Raw genomic sequence first — 21,635 nt, 5'->3', positions numbered from 1 at the left:
ATCCATGCACGTGTAGCCGTATTAAATAAATTTACAGAATTAGGCAGACCTCATACCCAAGTTGTAACCTAAATTTTAGCAACTTAGGAAAACTTTACCTTCAAAGGCTTTATGCAACAAAGCCTTTATTATGCAAAGCTTTTATTTAAATATATAGCTTATTTTCCCTCATATTTTAACTTTCTTGTAACTATTAAATATGGGAATAATTCTTATTTTAAATCTCAAATCTAACTATTAACTTTATTATTTTATTTTCAACAGCTTATTATATTTTTATGATTAAGAAAGATTATCAATTCGAATTATCAATTTCTCTTACTCTCCGAATCGATAATCTCTCTTATATTTTAATTAAGGCTGGTAATAAATATCGGCATCGTTACCTTCACCACCTTCTTTACCGTCTGCACCAAATGAATATAGATCAAAAGGATGGCCGTCTTTTCCAGGAATGACATATTGAATATCATTTTTCCAACTGTCTTTAGGGTAACCACCTTTCACATAACCACCCGGCATCCAGTTTTTTGCTGTAGCAGGTTGGTTAATAAGTGCATCTAGTCCACCTTCTTGCATGGTTGGGAAATGCCCGTTATCAAGCTTGTACTGATCTAAAGCACCCGCTACACCCTTCAAGGTAATTTGAGTCGTATCGATTTTAGCTTTTTCACTACGACCCATAACGTTCGGTACGATTAAAGCAGCTAACACGCCTAAAATTACAATAACGACCATAACTTCAATAAGGGTAAAGCCTGACGCACGTTTCATTCGAGCACCGCTCGAACGTGCCGCAAGTCCGAAAGCTGTGCTTGAGGAACAAACATCTGATACAGAGCTATGCTCAGAATGGCAAGTTGGCTCAAGCTGATTTGAAACCGCAGCTTCACTATGTTGTTTCATCACTGTTTCGCTTTGAATATTTTTTACTTTCATCATTATCTCTAATATCAAAGTTATTAAATCATATTGTTCATATTTACGATTGGCAGCATAACCGCAATTACAATGACCAGTACAATGCTTGCCATTAATACCAGCATAAGCGGTTCAAGCAATGCCAATAAGGTTGAAATAAATGTCGTAACCTCACGGTCTTGCATAGTCGACGCACGTTCCAGCATACGGTCAAGCTCACCTGATGCCTCACCACTTCGAATCATTTGTACCATCATTGGTGGGAAATAACCACTGCGCTCCAATTGCGTACCCAAGTTACCACCTTCTGTGACACGTTCAGCAGCATGAGCAATTGAGTCACGGATCACCCAGTTATTGGTTACAGCAGCACCAATTTTTAAAGCGTCGACCAAAGGCACGCCTGAACGAGTCAAAATAGATAAAGTACTGGCAAAGCGTGCAGCATTAATACCACGGGACAGTTTACCGAATAATGGCATTTTGAGTGTTAAGCGATCAAAAGCATAATGACCAGCCGTTGTTTTTAAAAACCGCACAAAGGCAATAACGCCTATCACAGCAAAAAGAATAATAAACACCCACGCATGGCGAATAAAATCACTCGCTTTCATTAAAGCGACTGTAATCCATGGTAATGCATCTTTGCTTTGATCGAAGGTTTTTACAATCTCGGGAACAACATAGGTCATTAATCCCATCACAATACCAAATGACATGAGCATTAAAATGATGGGGTAAATCATGGCACCTTGAACTTTCTTTTGCATGGCAAAACGGTTCTCAGTGTAGTCTGATAGCTGATCTAAAATCAGATCTAAATGACCTGAACGCTCACCTGCCGCAACCGTTGCAATATAAAGGTCAGGAAAACGACCTGACTGTTGCATGCCTTGCGCGAGTGAATGCCCTTCCAATACTCTTGAACGAACCGAGAGTAAAAGATTTTGCACATGTGCTTTTTCACTTTGCCTGCTCACGGCGCGTAAAGCTTCTTCTAGAGGAATTGCAGCAGCAACCAAAACTGAAAGTTGTCTGGTCATCAGTGCCAAATCATAAGCACTAAACTTTTTCTGGAATAATCCGTGGCTTTGATGCTTGTCTTTTTGTTCAACAGGATCAACGCTAATCGGAGTCCATGCTTTATCGCGTAATTGTTGGCGAATCTGACGTGCTGAGTCTCCCTCAAGCACCCCCTTTTGCTGCTTCCCTGAAGCATCAATAGCAGTAAATTGATATGCAGGCATGGTAATGTTCTAATTTTCCAAAAATAATAGTCGCTGCTGTTGCATCTATGCTACGCAATCATTCATATTCATTCTATAGCCTGTGTAGAATACCCAAGTCCTCTTCACGACGCTATGCCGTTTTTTAAAATTGACGAAATGAGCCTCTATGACCATAACGCCAAAACCTGATTCAGTTGTTTATCGTGTGCGTGTTGCCGTACCTGTGCATCTGTACGACACTTTTGACTATACACTCACCAAAGCACAATATGAACGGGCTCAGGTAGGTTCACGCGTCGCGATTTCATTTGGACGGCAAAACCTGATTGGTATCATTACTGAAAAAGTTGACCCACAAGAATCATTTACAGGCACCTTTCAGCTTAAAGCCATTTCTGAACTTTTAGATGATGAACCTATTTTAGATGAACAAGTTTTAAGTTTATTGACATGGTCTGCCCAGTATTACCAATTTCCGATTGGTGAAGTGATGCAAACGGCCCTACCCGCGTTATTGCGTCAGGGTAAACCAATGGATGTATTGTTTCATTTATGGAAAATCATTCCTTGTGACAATGTTGAAGCCTTGTTAAAGCGTTCCATTAAGCAACAAGATGCGTATCAGATTTTAAAATTACATCCTGCCGGAACCACTGAAAATATTCTCAATTTAAGTGGTGTAGAAACGGCTACGCTTAAAGCGTTACAAAAGAAAGGACTGATAGACTGTACACTTGAGCCTCATGATTTTAGCCCAGCAACTGTGCAATTGGCTCAAATGCCACTTACGCTAAATGATGATCAAAAGAAGGCAACTCAGCACGTCATTAATGCACAGCATCAATACCAAGCATTTTTACTAGATGGCTTAACTGGAAGTGGTAAAACTGAAGTTTATTTGCACATCATGCATGAGGTGTTAAAACAAGGTAAGCAAGTCCTAGTATTGGTTCCTGAAATTGGCTTAACCCCTCAAACTATTTCGCGCTTTAAGTCTCGTTTTAACTGCGATATTGCTTTATTGCATTCAGGCTTAAATGACTCTAAACGCTTACAAGCATGGCAACAGGCACAAACTGGCAAAGCCTCTATTATTTTAGGAACCCGTTCAGCCATTTACACACCGCTGCCACGTTTGGGCCTTATCATTTTAGATGAAGAACACGACTTGTCTTATAAGCAGCAAGAAGGTTTCCGTTATCATGCTCGTGATGTCGCACTGTACCGAGGCCACTTACAAAGCTGCCCTGTTATTTTAGGTTCAGCAACACCAAGCATAGATAGCTATCATTTAGTAGAAACTGGTAAGTTAACCTCACTGCAACTGAACCAGCGTGCAGGCCACGCGCTTTTACCTAAAATGCATTTGATCGATCTTAAAATTGTCAAAAAGCAGCATGGAATTAGCCAGCCTTTAATCGAGCAGATTAAAAATACCCTAGCAAGAAAAGAACAGGTTTTAATCTTTTTAAACCGTCGTGGTTATGCACCTGTATTGGTTTGTGAAAGCTGTGGATGGCAAGCAAATTGTCCACATTGCGATGCACATTTTACGTTGCATACTCAGCCTTATTCTTATTTACATTGTCACCATTGCGGCACAGTTCATCGCTTGCCAGACCACTGCCCTGAGTGTCAGCAGAAGAGTTTAAAAACTTTAGGTGCTGGGACAGCTAAGGTTGAAGAACACTTACAAGAACTATTCCCAGACTATGATGTGATTCGTGTTGACCGTGACAGTACAAGTCGTGTCGGTAGTTGGCAAAAAATCTATGATCGTATTCATCAAAACAAACCCACAATTTTGCTTGGTACTCAAATGTTGGCAAAGGGTCACCATTTTCCACATGTGACCTTGGTTGCTATTTTAGATATTGATGCAGGTTTACTGAGTGTCGATATTCGGGCGCCAGAACGTACTGCGCAGCTGATTGTACAAGTGGCTGGTCGTGCAGGTCGTGGAGAACACAAAGGCCATGTTTATTTACAGACTTTAAGGCCAGATCATCCTTTACTCACCACACTCATCGAAAAAGATTATCGGGCGGTTGCCAAACAAACATTAGCTGAACGAAAAGTTGCATTACTGCCACCTTATCGTTATGCAGTCTTAATTCGTGCTGAGTCGAAAGATCGTGACTATACCTTACATTTTTTAAATGAAGCTGCCGAACAGCTTCGCCAAATTGCAGGTGATATTGTTGATATTTGGGGGCCGATTCCAGCACCAATGGAACGTAAAGCGGGACGTTACCGCGCCCATATGGTGATTTTGTCTGCCGACCGTGCTCGTCTGCATTTTTACTTAAGACAATGGTGGGCTCAGTTGGTTCATGCACCAAGACAGCATCAACTTAGACTCTCTATTGATGTTGATCCGCAAGAATTTAGTTAGATGATTTGAATATGATGGTGTGAAGATGCCTTTTTGGCTTTACACTTAAAAAGATCAATACATTCGGGGTAATGAATGTCATTCTTACTGCAAGCAACAATTTTTCTTGGAGCTTCTCTGATTTTAGTCCCTTTGGGTAAACGCTTAGGGATTGCAACAGTTTTAGGTTATTTATTTACGGGCATCCTTCTTGGCCCAAGTGTTTTAAATATTGCCCATGACCCTGAAGCCATTATGGAACTGGCTGAGTTTGGGGTCATCTTACTTATGTTCCTCATTGGCTTAGAGTTACGTCCACAACGTTTATGGGAAATGCGTGACTCCATTTTCGTGATGGGAAGTTTGCAAGTGGTGATTACGGGCGTAATTCTCATGCTCACCGTATTGTTACTATTTCAGCAACAACTTGCTGCTAGCTTTGTCATTGGTTTTGCGCTTGCGCTGTCTTCTACAGCCTTTGTATTACAACTACTGACTGAAAAACAACAGCTCAATACCACCTACGGTCAGCAATCGTTTTCAATTTTGCTTTTCCAAGATATTGCAGCGATTCCTTTATTAGCAGTCATTCCACTGTTAGCAGGAACAGAATCTACTCATCATGGTATTGCTTATTTTGCGGCCATCATTGCAACATTCAGTGGTCTGTTCCTATTTAGTCGCTATGTGATGCGTCCATTTTTCCGTTTTGTTGCAAAAAGTGGTGCAACTGAACTGATTACCGCAGTAGGGTTATTTATTATTCTTGCTGTTGTGCTACTCATGGATACTTTAGGGATTAGCACAACTCTAGGCGCTTTCCTCACTGGGGTACTTTTAGCCGACTCAGAATTCCGTCATGAACTTGAAGCAAGTATTGCTCCATTTAAAGGACTATTACTTGGTTTGTTCTTTATGACTGTGGGCATGACCACGCAACTGTCTTTACTGATTGAAATGCCTTGGCTCATTATTGGTGGAGCGGTCGGTCTGTTGGTGATAAAAACCCTCGTGTTAACTGCCATTGCCCGCTATAAAAAATACAGTTGGAACAATAGCCTGCTGCTTGGAACTTGCTTGGCTCAAGGTGGTGAATTTGCTTTTGTCATTTTAAGTCTTGCGAAAAGTGAAAAAGTTTTAACCGATGCTTTATTAGAGCCTGTTACGCTAATTGTGACGTTGTCGATGGTCCTTACCCCAGTCATTTACTGGATTATGGCAACTAAAATCATTCCTTTGTTTAATAAAGAACGTCCACCTGAGTATGATGAAATTCCTCAGCAAGATAATCCAATTATCATCGCTGGGTTTGGACGCTTTGGACAAATTATTGCACGTATTGCCCGCTTGCAGCACTTAGGCTTTACTGCGATCGACAACAACCTTCATCAAGTGGACTTTGTGCGTCGATATGGCGGTAAACTCTATTACGGTGATGTCACGCAACCTGATTTACTTCGCTCGGCAGGCATTGAAAAAGCCCAAGTATTTATTTTGGCAATTGATGATGTCGAAGACTCTATGAATGTTGCACGACATTTAAGATTGAACTATCCACACATAAAGCTACTAGCACGCGCTCGTGACCGCCATCATGTACACCTGTTAAGAGACTTAGGTGTTGAACATATTTGGCGTGAAACCTATTTATCATCATTAGGTATGGCTTATCGCGCTTTACGCGAACTCGGTATTTCTGATGAACAGGCTTATAATAATATCGAAATCTTTCGAGATTATGATGAGAAATTACTCATACAGCAGCAAAGCATTTATACCGATGAACAAAAGGTTTTTGAAACCCATCGTAATGCGCTGGCTGAACTTGAGCATCTATTTGAAAGCGATGCACAGCAAGCCACATCAAGACATGACGTTAACTTAAAGCGTCATTTACAACCAAATCGTATCGACATTACACGAGATCACGAAGAATAACTTGAGATTTCGCAAAATGGCTATATTAAGGACTTATTCACATTGCCTAAATGATTGCGACAATCGGTACAAAAGTTGCCGTTGTCCTGCTTGCAGCTTCGCTGCATTCCCTAAGCTTGATTAAACCGAAGTTGTTATAATCTGCTTAGGGCCCTGGAGAATATTATGTCTGATTTACGCCAACGCTTTTATATAGAGGACTTTCCTGTTCGCGGTGAAGTAGTTCATCTAGAAGAAGCATTACAAACTATTTTAGCTCAACGCGACTACATGCCTGCGGTTAAAATTCTACTAGGCGAGATGTTGAGCGCGACTGCATTACTTGCAAGTACTTTAAAAATCAAAGGCCGTATCAGCTTGCAAATCCAGGCTAGCGGCTCTTTCAAATGGGCTATGGCTGAATGTAATCACTTAGGTGAAGTTCGTGCTTTAGCAGACTACGAAACAGATCCACGTTTTGTTGAAGCAACTGACAGCAGTACAGTCCTTGGTGCTTTAGTTAATCCAATTTTATTTATTAACATCGAGCCTGAGCATGGTGAGCGTTATCAAGGGATCGTACCTCTTGACCAGACAAATCTAGCAGGTTGTTTGATGCAGTATTATGATTTATCTGCTCAGATTCCAACTCGTATTGTATTGGCAAGTACAGCTAAACGCTCTGGTGGTTTACTCATTCAGTTATTACCTCGTCATGATGAAGAAGAGCAAAAACTGGTTGATGAAGACCTATGGCCACGTTTGACTATGCTGACTGAAACGCTTAAGCCTGAAGAATTAACAGAGCTTTCAGCAAATGAGATTTTGTATCGTCTCTATAACGAAGAAGAAGTACGCTTGCCAGAAGTTGAACACTTAAAATTTGGCTGTACGTGTTCTAAAGAACGTTGTGCTAAAGCATTACTTCAAATTGGTGTTGATGCTGTTCATGAAACACTGGAAGCTCAGAACCCAATTCAAATGGATTGCCAGTTCTGTAACACTCGTTACGAGTTCACTGCTGAAGAAGCACTAGGTTTATTTGGCGAACATTTGAGTTAATTACTCACTTCATAAAAAGGCGGTCAAACCGCCTTTTTATTTATCTATAGTTTTTGATGATAATTTTCAGCATCTTATTTTAAATCAGTTAATATGAGCTTACTTTATAGCCTAATAAACAAGATGCTTATATTTCATGAATTATTTTGATTATTTTCTCTTCATTTTTAGTGTCATTATTATGATTGCTATCCCTGGCCCAGTCATGATTTTAGTGGCAAGCGCTGGGCTTAAAGGCGGCTATAAAAAAGCACTGGAAACCATTTTTGGTACAAATCTCGCATCACTGGTTTTAATTTTTATTTCAGTACTCGTACTTAAAGGCGTATTGGGTATTAATGAAAGTTATTTAAATATTATTCGTGTTTTAGGCTGTCTCTATATTGGCTATTTAGGATTTAGTATTCTTAAAGAAGTGATTCAAGCTCCACATCCAGAAGCAATACAAACCGTTTCTGCCCAAAATGGTGGTTTTAAAAAAGGCTTTTTGGTCGGTATTTCAAATCCTAAAGATATTATTTTCTTTTCGGCTTTCTTTCCTCAGTTTGTCTCTATTTCACCTAACTTAAATTTCAGTCTAACTGTTCTTACCCTGACATGGATTGTTTTAGATTTTTTAACCCTATCTTTAGTGTATGTATTTTTCCGCCGTCTTTCTAACAGCCACTTATATCCTAAAATACTCGGCTTATGCGGCCTATTGCTTTTATTAATTGCCTTATACGGTTTATATCAGACTTTTATGTAAAGATTGAGAGGCATAACCCTAATCGACTTATGTCTCTTCCACCTTGCCTTTCCATTTCTGTAAGAGAACAACTCTTATACAATCTAGCTCATTGAAAGCCTTAAAAATTGTTTCATAATGAAATAAACAACACCATCGTGATAAAACATTATGGCCAAAAATTATTATGAAGAATTAGAGGTTACACGAGAAGCCTCTGCTGATGAAATTAAAAAAGCATATCGGAAATTAGCTCGTAAATATCACCCCGATATCAGCAAAGAAAAAGATGCAGAAGAAAAAATGCAGGCGATTAACGTTGCCTATGACACGTTAAGCAATGCAGAAAAAAAAGCTGAATATGACCAAATGTTAGATCACCCACAGGGCTTTAATGACTTTGGTCAAGGTGCAGCTCAAGGTGGATTTGATGGCGCGCGTTTTTATCGTCAGGGCTTTACGGGCGGCGGTGGTGAACAAGCTGATTTTAGCGGTTTCGAGGATTTGTTCGGCCGTTTTGGTGCTGGTTTTGGTGGTGGGCAACAACAATACCAAAGACAACAACGCAGTTACCGAGGTGAAGATCAGCATGCCAGCATAGAGGTCGATCTTGATATTGCCTATCATGGGTCAACACAACAGATTACCTTACAAATTCCGACTGTGAATGTCTATGGTGAGCCTGAGGTACAACGTAAAACCCTACAGGTGAAAATACCGAAAGGCATGAAGGAAGGCCAACAAATTCGCCTAAGCGGACAAGGACAAAGTGGTATCAATGGTGGTGCCAACGGCGATCTTTACATCGAGATTCAATATAAAGATACCGATCGTGTTCATGTCGAAGGCAGTGATGTATATTTAACTGTAGATGTAGCACCTTGGGAGGCCGCATTAGGTCAAGGTATTGAAGTAAAAACACCTGCTGGGCCATTACATGTCAATTTACCTAAAAATGCAAAACAAGGACAACAGCTACGTTTAAAAGACAAAGGGATACCAAATAAAACGCCAGGCCATCTTTATTTAATTTTAAATATTGTATTCCCGCCTGCACATTCTGAAAAAGAAAAAGAAGCGTATCAGCAATTGGCTGAAGCCTTTGCTTCATTCGAACCTCGTTCATCTCATTAGGGAGCAAGATCATGACAACCATCCATTATCGAGAAATTGTATGTGACGGCCACACCTTTAGTGCTGAAGTCGTTGATGAACAATCTACATTTGACTTACAACAATTTGCTCAAGCCTGTGGTCAAAGCCCAGACTGGATTTTAGAGCTTATTGAGTACGACATTTTAGTGATTGAAAGTACCCCTGAGAAACATCAGTTCATGGGTGAAGATGTCGTTCGTGCTCGTAAAGCGTATCGTTTACAACGTGACTTTGACGCAAGTTTGGCAGCAGTTGCGGTGATGTTAGATTTGATTGATGAAGTGCAACAACTTAGAAAACAGTTGAAGCATTTTCATTAGATCAGATAGTCACGACGGAGTCCTACTGGCACTCACTATCTATTTCATCAGCTAATTACGTTACTTTTGTTTTGGCAAAAGTAACCAAAACCATTGTCATCCACAAAACCTGTTCACTACTTTCATTTAAAGTATTGCTTTGCAAAAACAATAACTTCTAAATTATGGGCAGGTTGTGGATGACGCTTAGCTCAAGCAAATTTGGAAAAAGTTCAATAAAAATTGAGGAATTACTTCAACCGAGTAATCTTCTCCACTTCCTTCAAAGTCTGCTTAATCGGTTCATATTCCAAAAACCAGAACAAATTCATCCGCTCTTGGCGGTGCTGCTGAGCCAATAAATCAATAACACTTTTCTCGCCACGCCCTACCAAATGCTGTCGATAGAAGTAGTAAAGCAAGAAAACCGTACTGAGCAACATGACACCAAGCATAATCCAGAACCCCACTGGCGACTTAAGCCCTGGAATAAACTCAAAGTTCATTCCATAGATACCTGTTAAGAGTGTAAGCGGTGCAAATACGGCCGTAATAATGGCAAGAATACGCATATTTTCATTGGTCTGATTCGCAATCGCTGAGAAATGCAAATCAATTGCCGACTGAATAGCGCTACGTAAACGTAAAGTATGCTTTTGAATACGTTCGACATGACTCATTAAATCATTTAAACGAACTAACAGAAGATCTTGAGAACTATGTGTCCGCTCACCAATCACATGATGATAGTTTTCTACAATTTCATCTCGAAACTCTTGCAAGGTTTCAATTTGCTCTTCGCATAAATTTTCAACTTGTTGAAAAGCCATGTTTTCATGGAAAAGTTGATGCCATTGTTTAAAACGACGATTGCCCTGTAGTAGTTGTTGTTGCCAGTGCTCGACCCTTCTAGTTAAAGGTGAACGAATATCAAGATAACCATCCACCATGCTATTCAGCAGACGTAGACACAAATCTACAGGTGAATTAGGCAACTTACGGGTTTTGTTTTGCTCTTCTAGAGTTTTACATAAAATATTTTCAAGGCGCTGAATATAGTTTTCAATCGACTTGTTACCCTGCTCACGTACGCTAATGAGTACTTTAGGCGTAAAAATAAAACTAATTGGCGTGGTGGCTAAGCCAAATACACTCTCATGAGTTTCCCCATTTTTAATTTCATCATCAGGTGTCACGAGCTTTTTGAAAATGAGCAGATCATATTCTTCAAGCGTATCAAAGGCACAAGGATGCTCAATATTGGCAATATCTCGCATATGAAATTCATTAATTGCGACATCTGAAAGCTGCTGAATTTTTTGTTGCCATTCTTCATTATGGTTAACAACATCAGATCTCACACTATCAATCCAGAAGAACTCTAGAACATGTTCAGTGTGCTTTTCTCGGCTCAAAAAAACATAGCCATCCTTTTGATGACGATAAAAATAATAAACCTGCATACCACGTCGATCTGTTTGTGTATTACTTGCATCATGCCATAAAAAAAGCCCGCATCAAGCGGACTTTTTTATTAGTGAGTTAAGCAATTATGCTTGCTCAATATCTTTCATAGTCAATTTGATACGACCACGGTTGTCAACATCAGCAACTTGTACTTTAACTTCCTGACCTTCTTTAAGAACGTCAGTTACGTTCGCAATACGCTCATTCGAGATTTGCGAAATGTGAAGAAGACCATCAGTACCAGGCATAATGTTTACGAACGCACCAAATTCTACGATACGAATCACTTTACCGTCATAGATTTTACCTGGTTCAACTTCAGCAGTAATCGCTTGGATTTTTGCAATCGCAGCTTTAGCAGCAGCTTTAGTTTCACCAAATACGCGAACTGTACCGTTATCTTCGATATCGATTGCAGCTTTAGTTTCTTCAGTAATTTGACGGATAGTTGCACCACCTTTACCAATTACGTCACGGATTTTGTCCGGATTAATTGTAATTACTTCAAATGTTGGAGCATGCATTGAAATTTCAGGACGAGCGCGTGAAATTACTTTGTTCATTTCATTAAGGATGTGCATACGACCAGCAAATGCTTGGTTTAACGCAACTTCCATAATTTCTTCAGTAATACCTTCGATCTTGATGTCCATTTGAAGTGCAGTAATACCGTTTGCAGAACCTGCTACTTTAAAGTCCATGTCGCCAAGGTGGTCTTCGTCACCCAAGATGTCAGAAAGTACAGCGAAACGCTCACCTTCTTTCACTAAGCCCATTGCGATACCAGCAACTGGCGCTTTAAGTGGAACACCTGCATCCATAAGTGATAATGATGCACCACATACAGAAGCCATTGAAGATGAACCGTTAGATTCAGTAATGTCAGATACAATACGGATCACGTACGGGAAGCGGTCAGCAGCAGGAAGAACAGCTTGAACACCACGACGTGCTAAACGACCATGACCAATTTCACGACGTTTAGGACCAGACTCACGACCTGTTTCACCTACAGAGTATGCAGGGAAGTTGTAGTGCAACATGAAGTTGTCAGTTTTAGTACCAGAAAGCGTATCAACCATTAACGCATCACGAGTATTACCCAAAGTTGTTGTTACCAACGCTTGAGTTTCACCACGTGTAAATAATGCAGAACCGTGTGCACGGTCTAATACGCCAACTTGAACGTCGATACCACGAACAGTTTTAGTATCACGACCATCAATACGTGGCTTACCTGACAAGATGTTGTCACGTACTGTGCGGTATTTAAGGTCTTCAAATAATTCGTTTACTTCGTCAGCAATGCCAGTTTCGTCATTTTCAGGAACGAACTGAGCTACAGCTTCTGCATAAAGTGCATCAAGTGCTGCATAACGGTCTTGTTTAACTGCAATTGTATATGCTTCAGAAATTTTAGCTTCGAAAGCTGCTTTTAATTGCTCAAGAAGTGCTTCATTTTTAGTTGGAGCAACCCAAGTTGATTCAACTGCACCAGCAGCCGCAGCAAATTCTTTAATTGCTTGAATCGCGATTTGCATTTCGTCATGACCGAAAAGCACCGCACCAAGCATTTGGTCTTCTGAAAGCTCTTTCGCTTCAGACTCAACCATTAATACAGCAGACTCTGTACCAGCAACCACAAGGTCAAGGTCAGATTGAGCAAGTTGTTCAAAATTCGGGTTTAAAACGTATTCACCGTTAATTAAACCAACACGTGCTCCACCAATTGGACCACGGAAAGGAGTACCAGCAATAGACAATGCTGCTGATGTACCAAGCATTGCTGCGATATCAGCATCCATAGTTTTGTCAGAAGAAACAACTGTTGCTGTTACTTGAATTTCGTTGAAATAACCTTCTGGGAACAACGGACGAATTGGGCGGTCAATAAGACGTGAAATTAAAGTTTCAGCTTCAGACGCACGACCTTCACGCTTACCATAACCACCGGGGATACGACCTGCTGCATATTGTTTTTCTTGATAGTTAACTGTTAACGGGAAAAAGTCTTGACCCGCTTTTGCTTTAGGTTGAGCAACAACTGCAACTAAAACAGTTACACCACCCATTGTGATTAAAACTGTATTCGCTTGACGAGCAACGCGACCCGTTTCTAAAACGACTTGATGTTGACCGAATTGGAATTCTTTACGAACGATGTTAAACATTGACATGTATTGTATTTTCCTAATTTTATTCTAGTGAGACCCCTAAGGTTTGGCATTCAGACTACACCAATTGGTAGATAAATGACAAAGCTTAGAAGCCATCACACTAGACCAAAAATTTTAAATAATATTAAACGCAAAGAAGGAGCGCACAAGCGCCCCTTCTATAAATCGCCTAACGGTGATTAGACGAAACTTTCTTTTCAGGAACAAAGCATAGCAACATGCGATAAACCGAAAACAAAGCAAAATCGAATTAACGACGTAGACCTAAAGCACCGATCAAAGCAGTGTAACGCTCGTGGTCTTTACCATTTAAGTAGTCAAGTAATTTACGACGTTGGTTAACCATACGGATCAAACCGCGACGGCTATGGTGGTCGTGTTTGTGAGCTTTAAAGTGACCTTGTAAATCATTGATTTGAGCAGTCAATAAAGCTACTTGTACTTCTGGTGAACCAGTGTCGTTTTCAGCGCGAGCAAATTTAGCAATGATCTCTGCGCGGTCTGCATTAGTTAAAGCCATTCGATTTCTCCGAGATGCTTAAAAAATAAAATGATATGAATCAGTTGAGCGCAACTGACTGCCGTGCATCACTACAGCAAGTCGCCTATTTTAAGGTATCTATATATGGATTGCAAAATTGTTTTCAGTTACCTGTCATTTTAGACACTGACATCAGCGTCTCAACCCTGCACACTTGGCCTTCAATAAAAAGAAAGAAGCGCGAGGGACGTGTGAAAATATTTTCGACTAATACCTGTCCGGTACCAGACGATATTGGATCGGTCATTCATCACAAAGATGAGGTGCCTGCTGAACAAGGTGGAATGAATGAACATCAGGTTCAAAAGATCTGGAAAAGTATTGAGTCGCTTTATAAAACTGGAAATTATCCACTCATTACATTTTGTTTACGCAGACAGGGGAAAATTTTATTAAATCGAAGCATCGGCTATGCTCAGGGGAACTCTCCAGCAGGTCTGCAAAATAATGCACTCATTGCAACGCCTGACACTCCTGTTTGTTTATTTTCAGCCTCAAAAATGATTACTGCCATGCTGATTCATCTTTTAGATGAAAAAGGTGAAATCAACTTACTCGATCCTGTCAGTTATTACATTCCAGAATATGGTGTAAATGGGAAGCGCCGTGCGACGATCTTTCATTTATTAGCACATCGTGGCGGCATCCCTTATATAGACGGCGAAGTCACTCCTGAACTGCTTTTTGATAAAGATGAAATTTTAAAGCGTCTATATGCAGCAAGACCCGTTTCTCCTGCAGGTAATCACCTCGCCTATCATGCTGTAACTGCAGGTTACATTTTGGGAGAAATTATTGAACGGGTCACAGGACAAGATCTTCGTCAGTTTGTACATGAGACCATCGAAAAACCGATGGGTATGCCCTATTTTAACTATGGTTTGAAGCCAGAATATCGTGCAAAAGTCGCACTCAATTGTGCAACAGGCTTACATCCTCGCTTGGGGACAGATCATTATCTCAATCATGTATTAGGCGGCGGTTTACAACTCGCTGTAGATGTCACTAATGACAGCCGCTTTATGGATACGATTTGTCCTGCCGGTAACATTTATACGAGTGCCGAACAGGCTGGACGTTTTTTCGAAATGCTCTTGAGTGGTGGAAGTTATCAAGGCAAACAAGTTTTAAGTGAGAAAACAATTTTTAGAGCAACTCTACCGACCACAGGAGTTAATATTGACCGAACCTTATTAATCCCGATGCGTTATGCATTAGGTCCAATGCTCGGTAGCAATCCAGTAGGTTTATTTGGTCCAATGACTGGTCAAGCTTTTGGTCATCTTGGTTTTTCCAATATTTTATGTTGGGCCGATCCAGAGCGTGATATTAGCGTTTCTCTGTTGACTACCGGAAAATCCGTAGTAGGTACTCATCTGCCTGCTTTGGCAAATCTGCTCTATCAAATTTCTAGCCAATGTCCTCGAATTCCTAGAGATCAACGTCGTTCATTGTTCGGTAGTGACTCACATGAAACAGATCTAGTTTAAATAGCAATAATCTAGCTATAAAATAAAAAACCCAAGCATTTCTGCTTGGGTTTTTGGCGCTGTAGTTCTTATTTATCGTGTTTATCGCTGTTCTTATTGTTATATGTGAGATGCTTTATACATCTTTCTTCTAGTTTTACTCACTTCCGTTGTTTTTATTTCTATTTCCTTATGGAATGTATTCTCTCATATCCAATTATGAAGAAAAGTAGTATTTTTCTTATCATCATGTAAGTAAAAACGTACAGGTCTGTCTAATATTTAGCGTTTGTCTGTAACAGCTAAATAACGTACGGTTCTGTATAACATTTAACTTAACAATTCACGGGAAAAATGACTATTTAAGAATCATATTACAAATAAATATATTAATACGATTGGTTTAAATTGTTGATAATAAGGACAAGAAATCGTGTGAAATACATAAAGATTTATTTAATTTATTTGACATGATAAAAACTCAAAATATAAAAAAGCCCTGTAGTCTCTCCCAAAACTACAAGGCTTAGCGGCTGTAAGTTTCCTCTTTATTCACCTACTTCATTGTAAGTTCGCAGTCTCTCGACTTAAGTTATTATTATTGTGCGATTTTGCCCGACATTCCTTGCCAAGCTCGTTGTGCGTTTATAATCTCAAAAACAGGGGGTGTTCTCTAGCAGCAAATATCTCGAATCTATGTAAGCTTTTTCTTACAAAGGTCAAAATATTAAGTTTGACTTAACGAACTAACCGATTAACCTTTTCAACTAAACCGCTTCTTCTTGTCGTACGAACTGTAAAAGATTGTAATAAAGCCTCAGGGTGAACCAAAAGACTCACTACCTTTTTCGCTCGTGTAATCGCAGTGTAAATAAGTTCTTGGCTTAGCAAATTCTTGGCAGCCTGATCGAGAACTACAGCAGTATGTGTAAATTCAGAGCCTTGCGATTTGTGAATGGTTAAGGCAAACGCACTTTGAATACTTTTAGGTAGTCTGTTTGCAGCAACCCATTTATTTAAACTAGGAAAATACACTTCAAACTGTTGAGGCTGAGTACGGTGTTCAAAACATAAACCAATGTCACCATTTGAAATGCCAAGTTGGTAATCGTTATAAGTCATCATAACTGGACGGCCAACATACCACCCTCCTAAGGTCACAATACCTAGCTGTTGTTGTAACCAGCGTTCGGCATATTGATTAAGTTGCTGTAAGCCAAATGGTCCATGACGTACAGCAGTTAAAATACGGTAGTCATCGAATGATTTAACGATATTTTCAATATACTCAATTGAGCGATCATCTTGTAAATAAGCTTTTAGGCTTTGCACATAGCCTTGAAAACCCACCATCAACTTTTGATAGTAAGCTTCTAGCTCTATAGGTGACTCTTCAGGTAAGTATTCAAGCTGAACCACATCGGGCATATCAACTTCTAAAGGAATTGAACGTAACTCTGAAACCTGAACAATATCAATTTCAAATTGCTGTAGAACCTTCTCATGATTGATCTGACTGGTTTGCATTTGAATAAATCGTGCCACTTGCCCAATTAACGCACCTTCTGCAAAACGGCGGCTGGTCTGAAGGTGAACACGGTTTTCAGACAAAGCGTCGATTTGCTGTAAATCTGCAAGTACAGCTCCAACATCTACTGAAGCAAGCTGGTTGGCATCGCCTAGCAAAATAATTCGGCAAGACTCAGGCACCGCTTCAAATAATAAAGTTGCCAGATTTAAATCCAGCATAGAAGCCTCATCCACCACAATAACGTCATAAGGCAAAGTCTGCTTTTGATTAAAACGTGGAGTTTGACTATGCCCCATACCCAATAAGCGATGAATAGTTTGGGTACTTTGGTTTCTTAGCTCATCACTAACTAGTCCTGACTCAAGAAGCTTAGGGTCGTTAAACGAGTTTTGTAAGGCTTCTTGCATACGCTGTGCAGCTTTACCCGTCGGAGCAGCCATCGCCACACGAATATGCGGGATGGCTTGGCTAAGTACAGCAATAATACGAGCCAACGTATACGTCTTACCTGTCCCCGGGCCACCTGTAATGATACTTAAGCTCTGCTGAGTCACCATTTGCAAAGCAGCTTGCTGATGTGGGTCAGTGAGTAAGTTTAAATGCTCTTCACACGAAACTGGTTGAATTGGTTGTTGCTTTAATCGACGAATTTGCTCAGCTAGACGTTGCTCTAGGTTCCAATATCGGTATAATGCCAACCCCTGCCCGTCGTGGACACAAGGGGCAACTTGAGACATCGCTTGTTCTGCGGATATCGCCAGTTGACCAAGTGTTTCTGTTTCTTCTGGGCTAATCGCAATACAACTGTCACCTTGCAAGCTCGCTTCAATAAGCTGCTGCAAAAAACAAGCTGCCTCTGGAGCTTGTGTCTGTGCAGTAAACGGAGCTTGATTTAGAAAGGTACTCCAAGTCGTCAACCAGCTTAAATCGCTTTGTTCAGGGCTATTTAAATTGTCCACACACTTATCCACCTAGTTTTCCACACGCTTGTCCACATGGTTATAGACAGGATTATCCACACCCCAAGTATTTGTTAATTCTAAAATTAGATCATTTATCAGCATTTTTTATGCAATTTTATCCTCAGCAAAGTACCCTAAAATAGCATCAAGTCGTAGAACAAATTCTGTACTTGGCTGCCAATAATAATAACCCTGCTCAGCTTCGCCATTCATACCACGCAAGTAAAGATAAGTCGCCCCACCTAGGTGTTGCTCAATATCATAATTTTGCATTTTGACTTTTAAATAACGATGTAACGCAACTAAATACAAGCCTGCTTGTAGCCAATAGCTGGCTAGAGACATACTTTGGGCAATGCTTGCCCCACTATAATCCGCAAGGTTTTCACCTAAGTAATTACTTTTATAGTCAGCAATGTGATAACGCTGCCCATCAAAATAAACCAAGTCTATCGAACCATTTAAATAGCGTGCGGAACGAGCCTCTAATAACTCAGGCATTTCCATACCATATTCAGCAAACAGCTGCTGAATACGTTTCATGGCTAACACACGATCTGAGAGTGCCAAATAAAAAGGACACTCTGATAAATAGTGCTCTGGTTGTAACTGATTTAGGCGAAAACCTTGAGATAACGGCGTGTTTAGAATCTCTTGCAACCATGTCGCCACAGCGTGATAAAGCGAATATTCCGCTTCTTGTTCTTCGGGAAAGCTTTCTTGATATTTGATTAATAAATCTTGCCACAAACTACTGTAGTCATTTTTAAAACGACGGCGTATTTCACTTACCCACTCATCTGAACATTGAAAATCAATATGTTCAAAAATTTCATGTAAGAAATTACCTGCAAGTGTTCCTCTAGGAAAGTTGCTTTTGATCCAGCTAATTGGCTGTGCTGCGGTCACTTCAACAGAAATAACCTGATCGAGTTCATCTTCGGCTAAAACAGCTTCATGGCTCTGGCTCGCAAGTAAATCTGTACCTACTTTATGTCTTAAATGCTGTGCCAGATAACTAAAACTGGTTTTGCCTCTCGAATAAAAGCGCTGGTCAGGAAAGTGTTGTGCCTGTATCTCAATAATATTGATGTGTTGATTTAAATGCATGGCAGCAGGTGGTTGCTCCAAAATCATTTCATCGCAACAACAACGGTGCTGGAATGGTTCAGCTCTGTTTTTCCAAAATGCCAAACCTGAAACAGACTTGCCATCTGTATCTTGCATGAGCGCATAAACACGATGACTAGCACGGGTTAAAGCCACATACCAAAGGCGGTTTTGTTCCGCCAAAGCCCGTTCTTCATGCTGCTTCAGTTCGGTTTCGTTTAAATACGTTTTATCGGCAATCGCAACGACTCGTTGTGTTACGGTTTGAGCAGATTCAGGCGTAGTGACATCTTGAGTTGAGAAATTGAGTGTTTTGTTATTTTCCCGAAATGGCTTATCAGCCCCAAGCAAAAAGACAATTTTAAACTCAAGGCCTTTTGACTGGTGAATAGTCATGAGCTGTACGCCAGCTTCACTCGACAATCTACGCTCTAGCTCCCACTCACGGTCAAGCGGTGACTGTAATTGCTTGAGATACCAATGATAGAGATTTTGCGCACCCTGATATTTCTCGCTATGCTGACTCAAAATTTCGGTCAAATGACGCAAGTTCACCACAACCCGCTCATTATCTTTACTCTGAGCAGCAACTAGATTTTTCCAAATGCCAAATTGGTTTAAACATTGCTGCCATGCCACTAAAAAACCCTGAGCCGACCACAATTCTCGAATAGCATCAAAGCCTGTCATAAACTGGCTTAAACCTTCAGCTGTTTGCTCAAGTTGCAACAGTTGTTTAAGATCCATAGCAAATAAACGGCTAATCAAAGCTCGTTTCACTTTGGCCTCATCGTAAGGATGGAGTATTGCCGTGAGTAAGGCCCCAACATCCTGAGCAATTGTGCAATCAAAAACACTTCGTTTTGATGGCCGGTTAACGCGTATTCCTAAACGTTCTAATTGAAATTGAACTTTATCAAGGCCATCATGATTACGAGACAAGACCGCAATATCATCTTCATTTAAAGCTTGGGTTTGAGTATCTTTTTGAAGATATAACTGCCCAGTATGTGACTGGTTGAGTAAATCCAGAATCTTCCATGCTACTTGCTGTGCTTCCGTTTCCTTGTCTTTTAGCAGAAGCCAACGTAAAGGGTACGGGTTAGGCTGATTTTGATCGACTAAAGCTGGGTGAGGTCGAGTCCCTGCCCGAATCGGGTCATATTGAACCTGTTCACCAAAGTCGATTTGCCTTTGAAATAAGCCATCAACCACTTCAACCAAGTCAGCGACTGAACGATGGTTATGAATTAATTTATATTCTCGACCATGCTTTGCCTGAATATCTTTATAGGCATTTAAAAAGGTAAGCATATCCCCACCACGGAAACCGTAAATTGCCTGCTTACGGTCACCCACCATAATCATGCAACCTTTTTGGTAACGCTCTGGATGACGCCAAATGCTGGCGAGCATATCGTCTTGGTCTTGGTTAGTGTCTTGAAATTCATCGACTAAAATTAAGGGATATCGAGCCTGCACAAATACGGCGAAACGTTGCCCCTGCTCGCCCTTTAAAGCTTCTGACAAAGTGCGAATTTGCTGAGAAAAAGTCGTCTCACCCTTATTTTGTAAAACCTGAGGTAAACGTTTCTTAACTTCTACACACAAATAGGCTTTTAAATAAATATGAAGCTGATCGAACTGTTCAGCGTAGTTTTTCAGCACACCAAACAACTGCTGAATCTGCTGAATACAAGGATGCTGATAGAATCCATCTGAAATTTCGGCAGGACATTTTTTAAAAACTTTCTGATCGGTAAGTTGGCCTAAAAACTTAAAAACGAGTTCCCGTTGTGCTGCCAAAGATCCATCAAAAACCAGAATACTGTCGCTTTGGGTGAGAACTTGCAAAAGCTGCGGTAAACACTCGCTAAATAATTTGTTAAACGCCCCATTACGAAATACTGTGCCGCTTACATGTTTATAGTGTTCGCCATCAAGCGAGTAATACGGTTCTAAAAGGCTGATATCAATTTCTGTTGCCAACTGTTTGAGCTGAGCAAGCTGTTCAAATTCAATGGTAGGTTTTTCGGGAAGTTTAAAATGAGCAGAACTAAAATTTAGTGAGTCTTCGAGCAGTTTAACAAAACTGTCGACACTTTTTAACTCACCTGCCAGATACAACGCATCAATCACAGTTTGAGGCTGAGACTGTATCCATTCACGTAGTACATCATGAATCAGTTGGCGGCTATAAGCTTTAGTATCATCGGTAATTTGAGCACGTTCAATTTTGCCGCTCTCAAAAGCAAACTCACGTAATAGTTTTTGGCTAAAGCTATCGAGTGTTCCGACAAATAGCTCATCCAACTGATCAATGACGAGCTTTAAACGCTCACAGGCATAGGCAATACGTGTCGCAAAATGCTTGAGAACATGTTGCAGTAATAAGTCAGATTCTTGTTCTGCCTGTAAAAGAATCTCTTTTTCAGTCAAACTCCGCTTAGCATCTAAGTAACGGTAGGTTTCGACCAAACGCGCACGAATTCGGCTTTTCAACTCGGCCGCAGCAGCACGGGTAAACGTGGTCGCTATGACTTGTCTAGGCAAATATTTCTCAAGAAAAATACGTACCATCAAACTCGACAGTGTATAGGTTTTCCCTGTGCCAGCCGAAGCTTCAATTAAATGCAATCCGCTAAATTCAATATCAGTAATAGGTTGATAAGACACCTTTACTCTTGAGTTCAT

The 21,635-nt window shown here is 40.4% G+C and carries 14 protein-coding genes; 7 read left to right on the top strand and 7 right to left on the bottom strand.

Translation table 11 applies throughout. The features are described from left to right. Positions 1–354: 354 nt before the first annotated feature. Together gspG and gspF are read right to left on the bottom strand one after the other, a co-directional pair. Entirely contained in the window at positions 355–939 is a 585-nt protein-coding gene (gspG, locus tag MSG95_RS12160) for a type II secretion system major pseudopilin GspG (RefSeq protein ID WP_039251176.1), read from the bottom strand. Between the two features lie 23 nt (positions 940–962). Then, a complete protein-coding gene (gspF, locus tag MSG95_RS12155; RefSeq protein WP_077164984.1) occupies positions 963–2,168 on the bottom strand; it encodes a type II secretion system inner membrane protein GspF in 1,206 nt (401 codons plus the stop codon). A gap of 148 nt (positions 2,169–2,316) precedes the next feature. Here gspF and MSG95_RS12150 point away from each other — a divergent pair, with 148 nt between their 5' ends. From MSG95_RS12150 to MSG95_RS12125, 6 genes are all read left to right on the top strand, one after another. Further along, complete coding sequence (locus tag MSG95_RS12150; RefSeq protein ID WP_077164985.1) at positions 2,317–4,545, top strand: primosomal protein N'; 2,229 nt, start codon at positions 2,317–2,319, stop codon at positions 4,543–4,545. A gap of 75 nt (positions 4,546–4,620) precedes the next feature. Beyond that, positions 4,621–6,462 (top strand): monovalent cation:proton antiporter-2 (CPA2) family protein, encoded by a 1,842-nt coding sequence (locus MSG95_RS12145; RefSeq protein ID WP_019456900.1) that lies wholly within the window; start codon positions 4,621–4,623, stop codon positions 6,460–6,462. A 165-nt stretch (positions 6,463–6,627) separates the two neighbouring features. Beyond that, positions 6,628–7,503, top strand: coding sequence for an Hsp33 family molecular chaperone HslO (locus MSG95_RS12140; RefSeq protein WP_004699009.1), 876 nt, complete (start codon positions 6,628–6,630; stop codon positions 7,501–7,503). 136 nt (positions 7,504–7,639) lie between these two features. Next, positions 7,640–8,251 carry a LysE family translocator gene (locus MSG95_RS12135; RefSeq protein WP_324624784.1) on the top strand — a complete coding sequence of 204 codons (612 nt, stop codon included), beginning with the start codon at positions 7,640–7,642 and terminating at the stop codon, positions 8,249–8,251. A 150-nt stretch (positions 8,252–8,401) separates the two neighbouring features. Then, positions 8,402–9,364 (top strand): DnaJ C-terminal domain-containing protein, encoded by a 963-nt coding sequence (locus tag MSG95_RS12130; protein ID WP_077164986.1) that lies wholly within the window; start codon positions 8,402–8,404, stop codon positions 9,362–9,364. An 11-nt stretch (positions 9,365–9,375) separates the two neighbouring features. Then, positions 9,376–9,705, top strand: coding sequence for a chaperone modulator CbpM (locus MSG95_RS12125; protein WP_019456897.1), 330 nt, complete (start codon positions 9,376–9,378; stop codon positions 9,703–9,705). 230 nt (positions 9,706–9,935) lie between these two features. Here MSG95_RS12125 and MSG95_RS12120 read toward each other — a convergent pair whose 3' ends face one another. The 3 genes from MSG95_RS12120 to rpsO all read right to left on the bottom strand — a co-directional run bounded on the left by MSG95_RS12120 (position 9,936) and on the right by rpsO (position 13,848). Beyond that, a complete protein-coding gene (locus tag MSG95_RS12120; RefSeq protein WP_049065194.1) occupies positions 9,936–11,147 on the bottom strand; it encodes a magnesium transporter CorA family protein in 1,212 nt (403 codons plus the stop codon). 87 nt (positions 11,148–11,234) lie between these two features. After that, a complete protein-coding gene (pnp, locus tag MSG95_RS12115) occupies positions 11,235–13,322 on the bottom strand; it encodes a polyribonucleotide nucleotidyltransferase (protein WP_171220364.1) in 2,088 nt (695 codons plus the stop codon). Between the two features lie 256 nt (positions 13,323–13,578). After that, positions 13,579–13,848, bottom strand: coding sequence for a 30S ribosomal protein S15 (gene rpsO, locus MSG95_RS12110; RefSeq protein ID WP_001229357.1), 270 nt, complete (start codon positions 13,846–13,848; stop codon positions 13,579–13,581). A 212-nt stretch (positions 13,849–14,060) separates the two neighbouring features. On the opposite strand from rpsO, the gene MSG95_RS12105 reads away from it, so the two are divergent. Then, entirely contained in the window at positions 14,061–15,359 is a 1,299-nt protein-coding gene (locus MSG95_RS12105; protein WP_077165024.1) for a serine hydrolase domain-containing protein, read from the top strand. Positions 15,360–16,076: 717 nt separating this feature from the next. Here the strand turns inward: MSG95_RS12105 and recD are convergent. Beyond that, positions 16,077–17,828, bottom strand: a complete 1,752-nt coding sequence (gene recD, locus MSG95_RS12100; RefSeq protein WP_077164987.1) for an exodeoxyribonuclease V subunit alpha — start codon at positions 17,826–17,828, stop codon at positions 16,077–16,079. A gap of 108 nt (positions 17,829–17,936) precedes the next feature. After that, entirely contained in the window at positions 17,937–21,635 is a 3,699-nt protein-coding gene (locus MSG95_RS12095; RefSeq protein WP_213033546.1) for a UvrD-helicase domain-containing protein, read from the bottom strand.

It is taken from the genome of Acinetobacter sp. IK23 (assembly GCF_035615275.1).
Classification (GTDB): domain Bacteria; phylum Pseudomonadota; class Gammaproteobacteria; order Pseudomonadales; family Moraxellaceae; genus Acinetobacter; species Acinetobacter seifertii.
Note: the sequence above shows the minus strand (reverse complement) of the source record. Positions and strands in the feature narration are given on the sequence as shown.

Bases quoted from the DNA above. Each gene is read 5' to 3' on its own strand.
- MSG95_RS12150 (WP_077164985.1), top strand. From the start codon at position 2,317: ATGACCATAACGCCAAAACCTGATTCAGTTGTTTATCGTGTGCGTGTT.
- MSG95_RS12140 (WP_004699009.1), top strand. From the start codon at position 6,628: ATGTCTGATTTACGCCAACGCTTTTATATAGAGGACTTTCCTGTTCGC.
- MSG95_RS12145 (WP_019456900.1), top strand. From the start codon at position 4,621: ATGTCATTCTTACTGCAAGCAACAATTTTTCTTGGAGCTTCTCTGATT.
- MSG95_RS12135 (WP_324624784.1), top strand. From the start codon at position 7,640: ATGAATTATTTTGATTATTTTCTCTTCATTTTTAGTGTCATTATTATG.
- gspF (WP_077164984.1), bottom strand. From the start codon at position 2,168: ATGCCTGCATATCAATTTACTGCTATTGATGCTTCAGGGAAGCAGCAA.
- gspG (WP_039251176.1), bottom strand. From the start codon at position 939: ATGAAAGTAAAAAATATTCAAAGCGAAACAGTGATGAAACAACATAGT.
- MSG95_RS12125 (WP_019456897.1), top strand. From the start codon at position 9,376: ATGACAACCATCCATTATCGAGAAATTGTATGTGACGGCCACACCTTT.
- pnp (WP_171220364.1), bottom strand. From the start codon at position 13,322: ATGTTTAACATCGTTCGTAAAGAATTCCAATTCGGTCAACATCAAGTC.
- rpsO (WP_001229357.1), bottom strand. From the start codon at position 13,848: ATGGCTTTAACTAATGCAGACCGCGCAGAGATCATTGCTAAATTTGCT.
- MSG95_RS12095 (WP_213033546.1), bottom strand. From the start codon at position 21,635: ATGAACTCAAGAGTAAAGGTGTCTTATCAACCTATTACTGATATTGAA.
- MSG95_RS12120 (WP_049065194.1), bottom strand. From the start codon at position 11,147: ATGCAGGTTTATTATTTTTATCGTCATCAAAAGGATGGCTATGTTTTT.
- MSG95_RS12130 (WP_077164986.1), top strand. From the start codon at position 8,402: ATGGCCAAAAATTATTATGAAGAATTAGAGGTTACACGAGAAGCCTCT.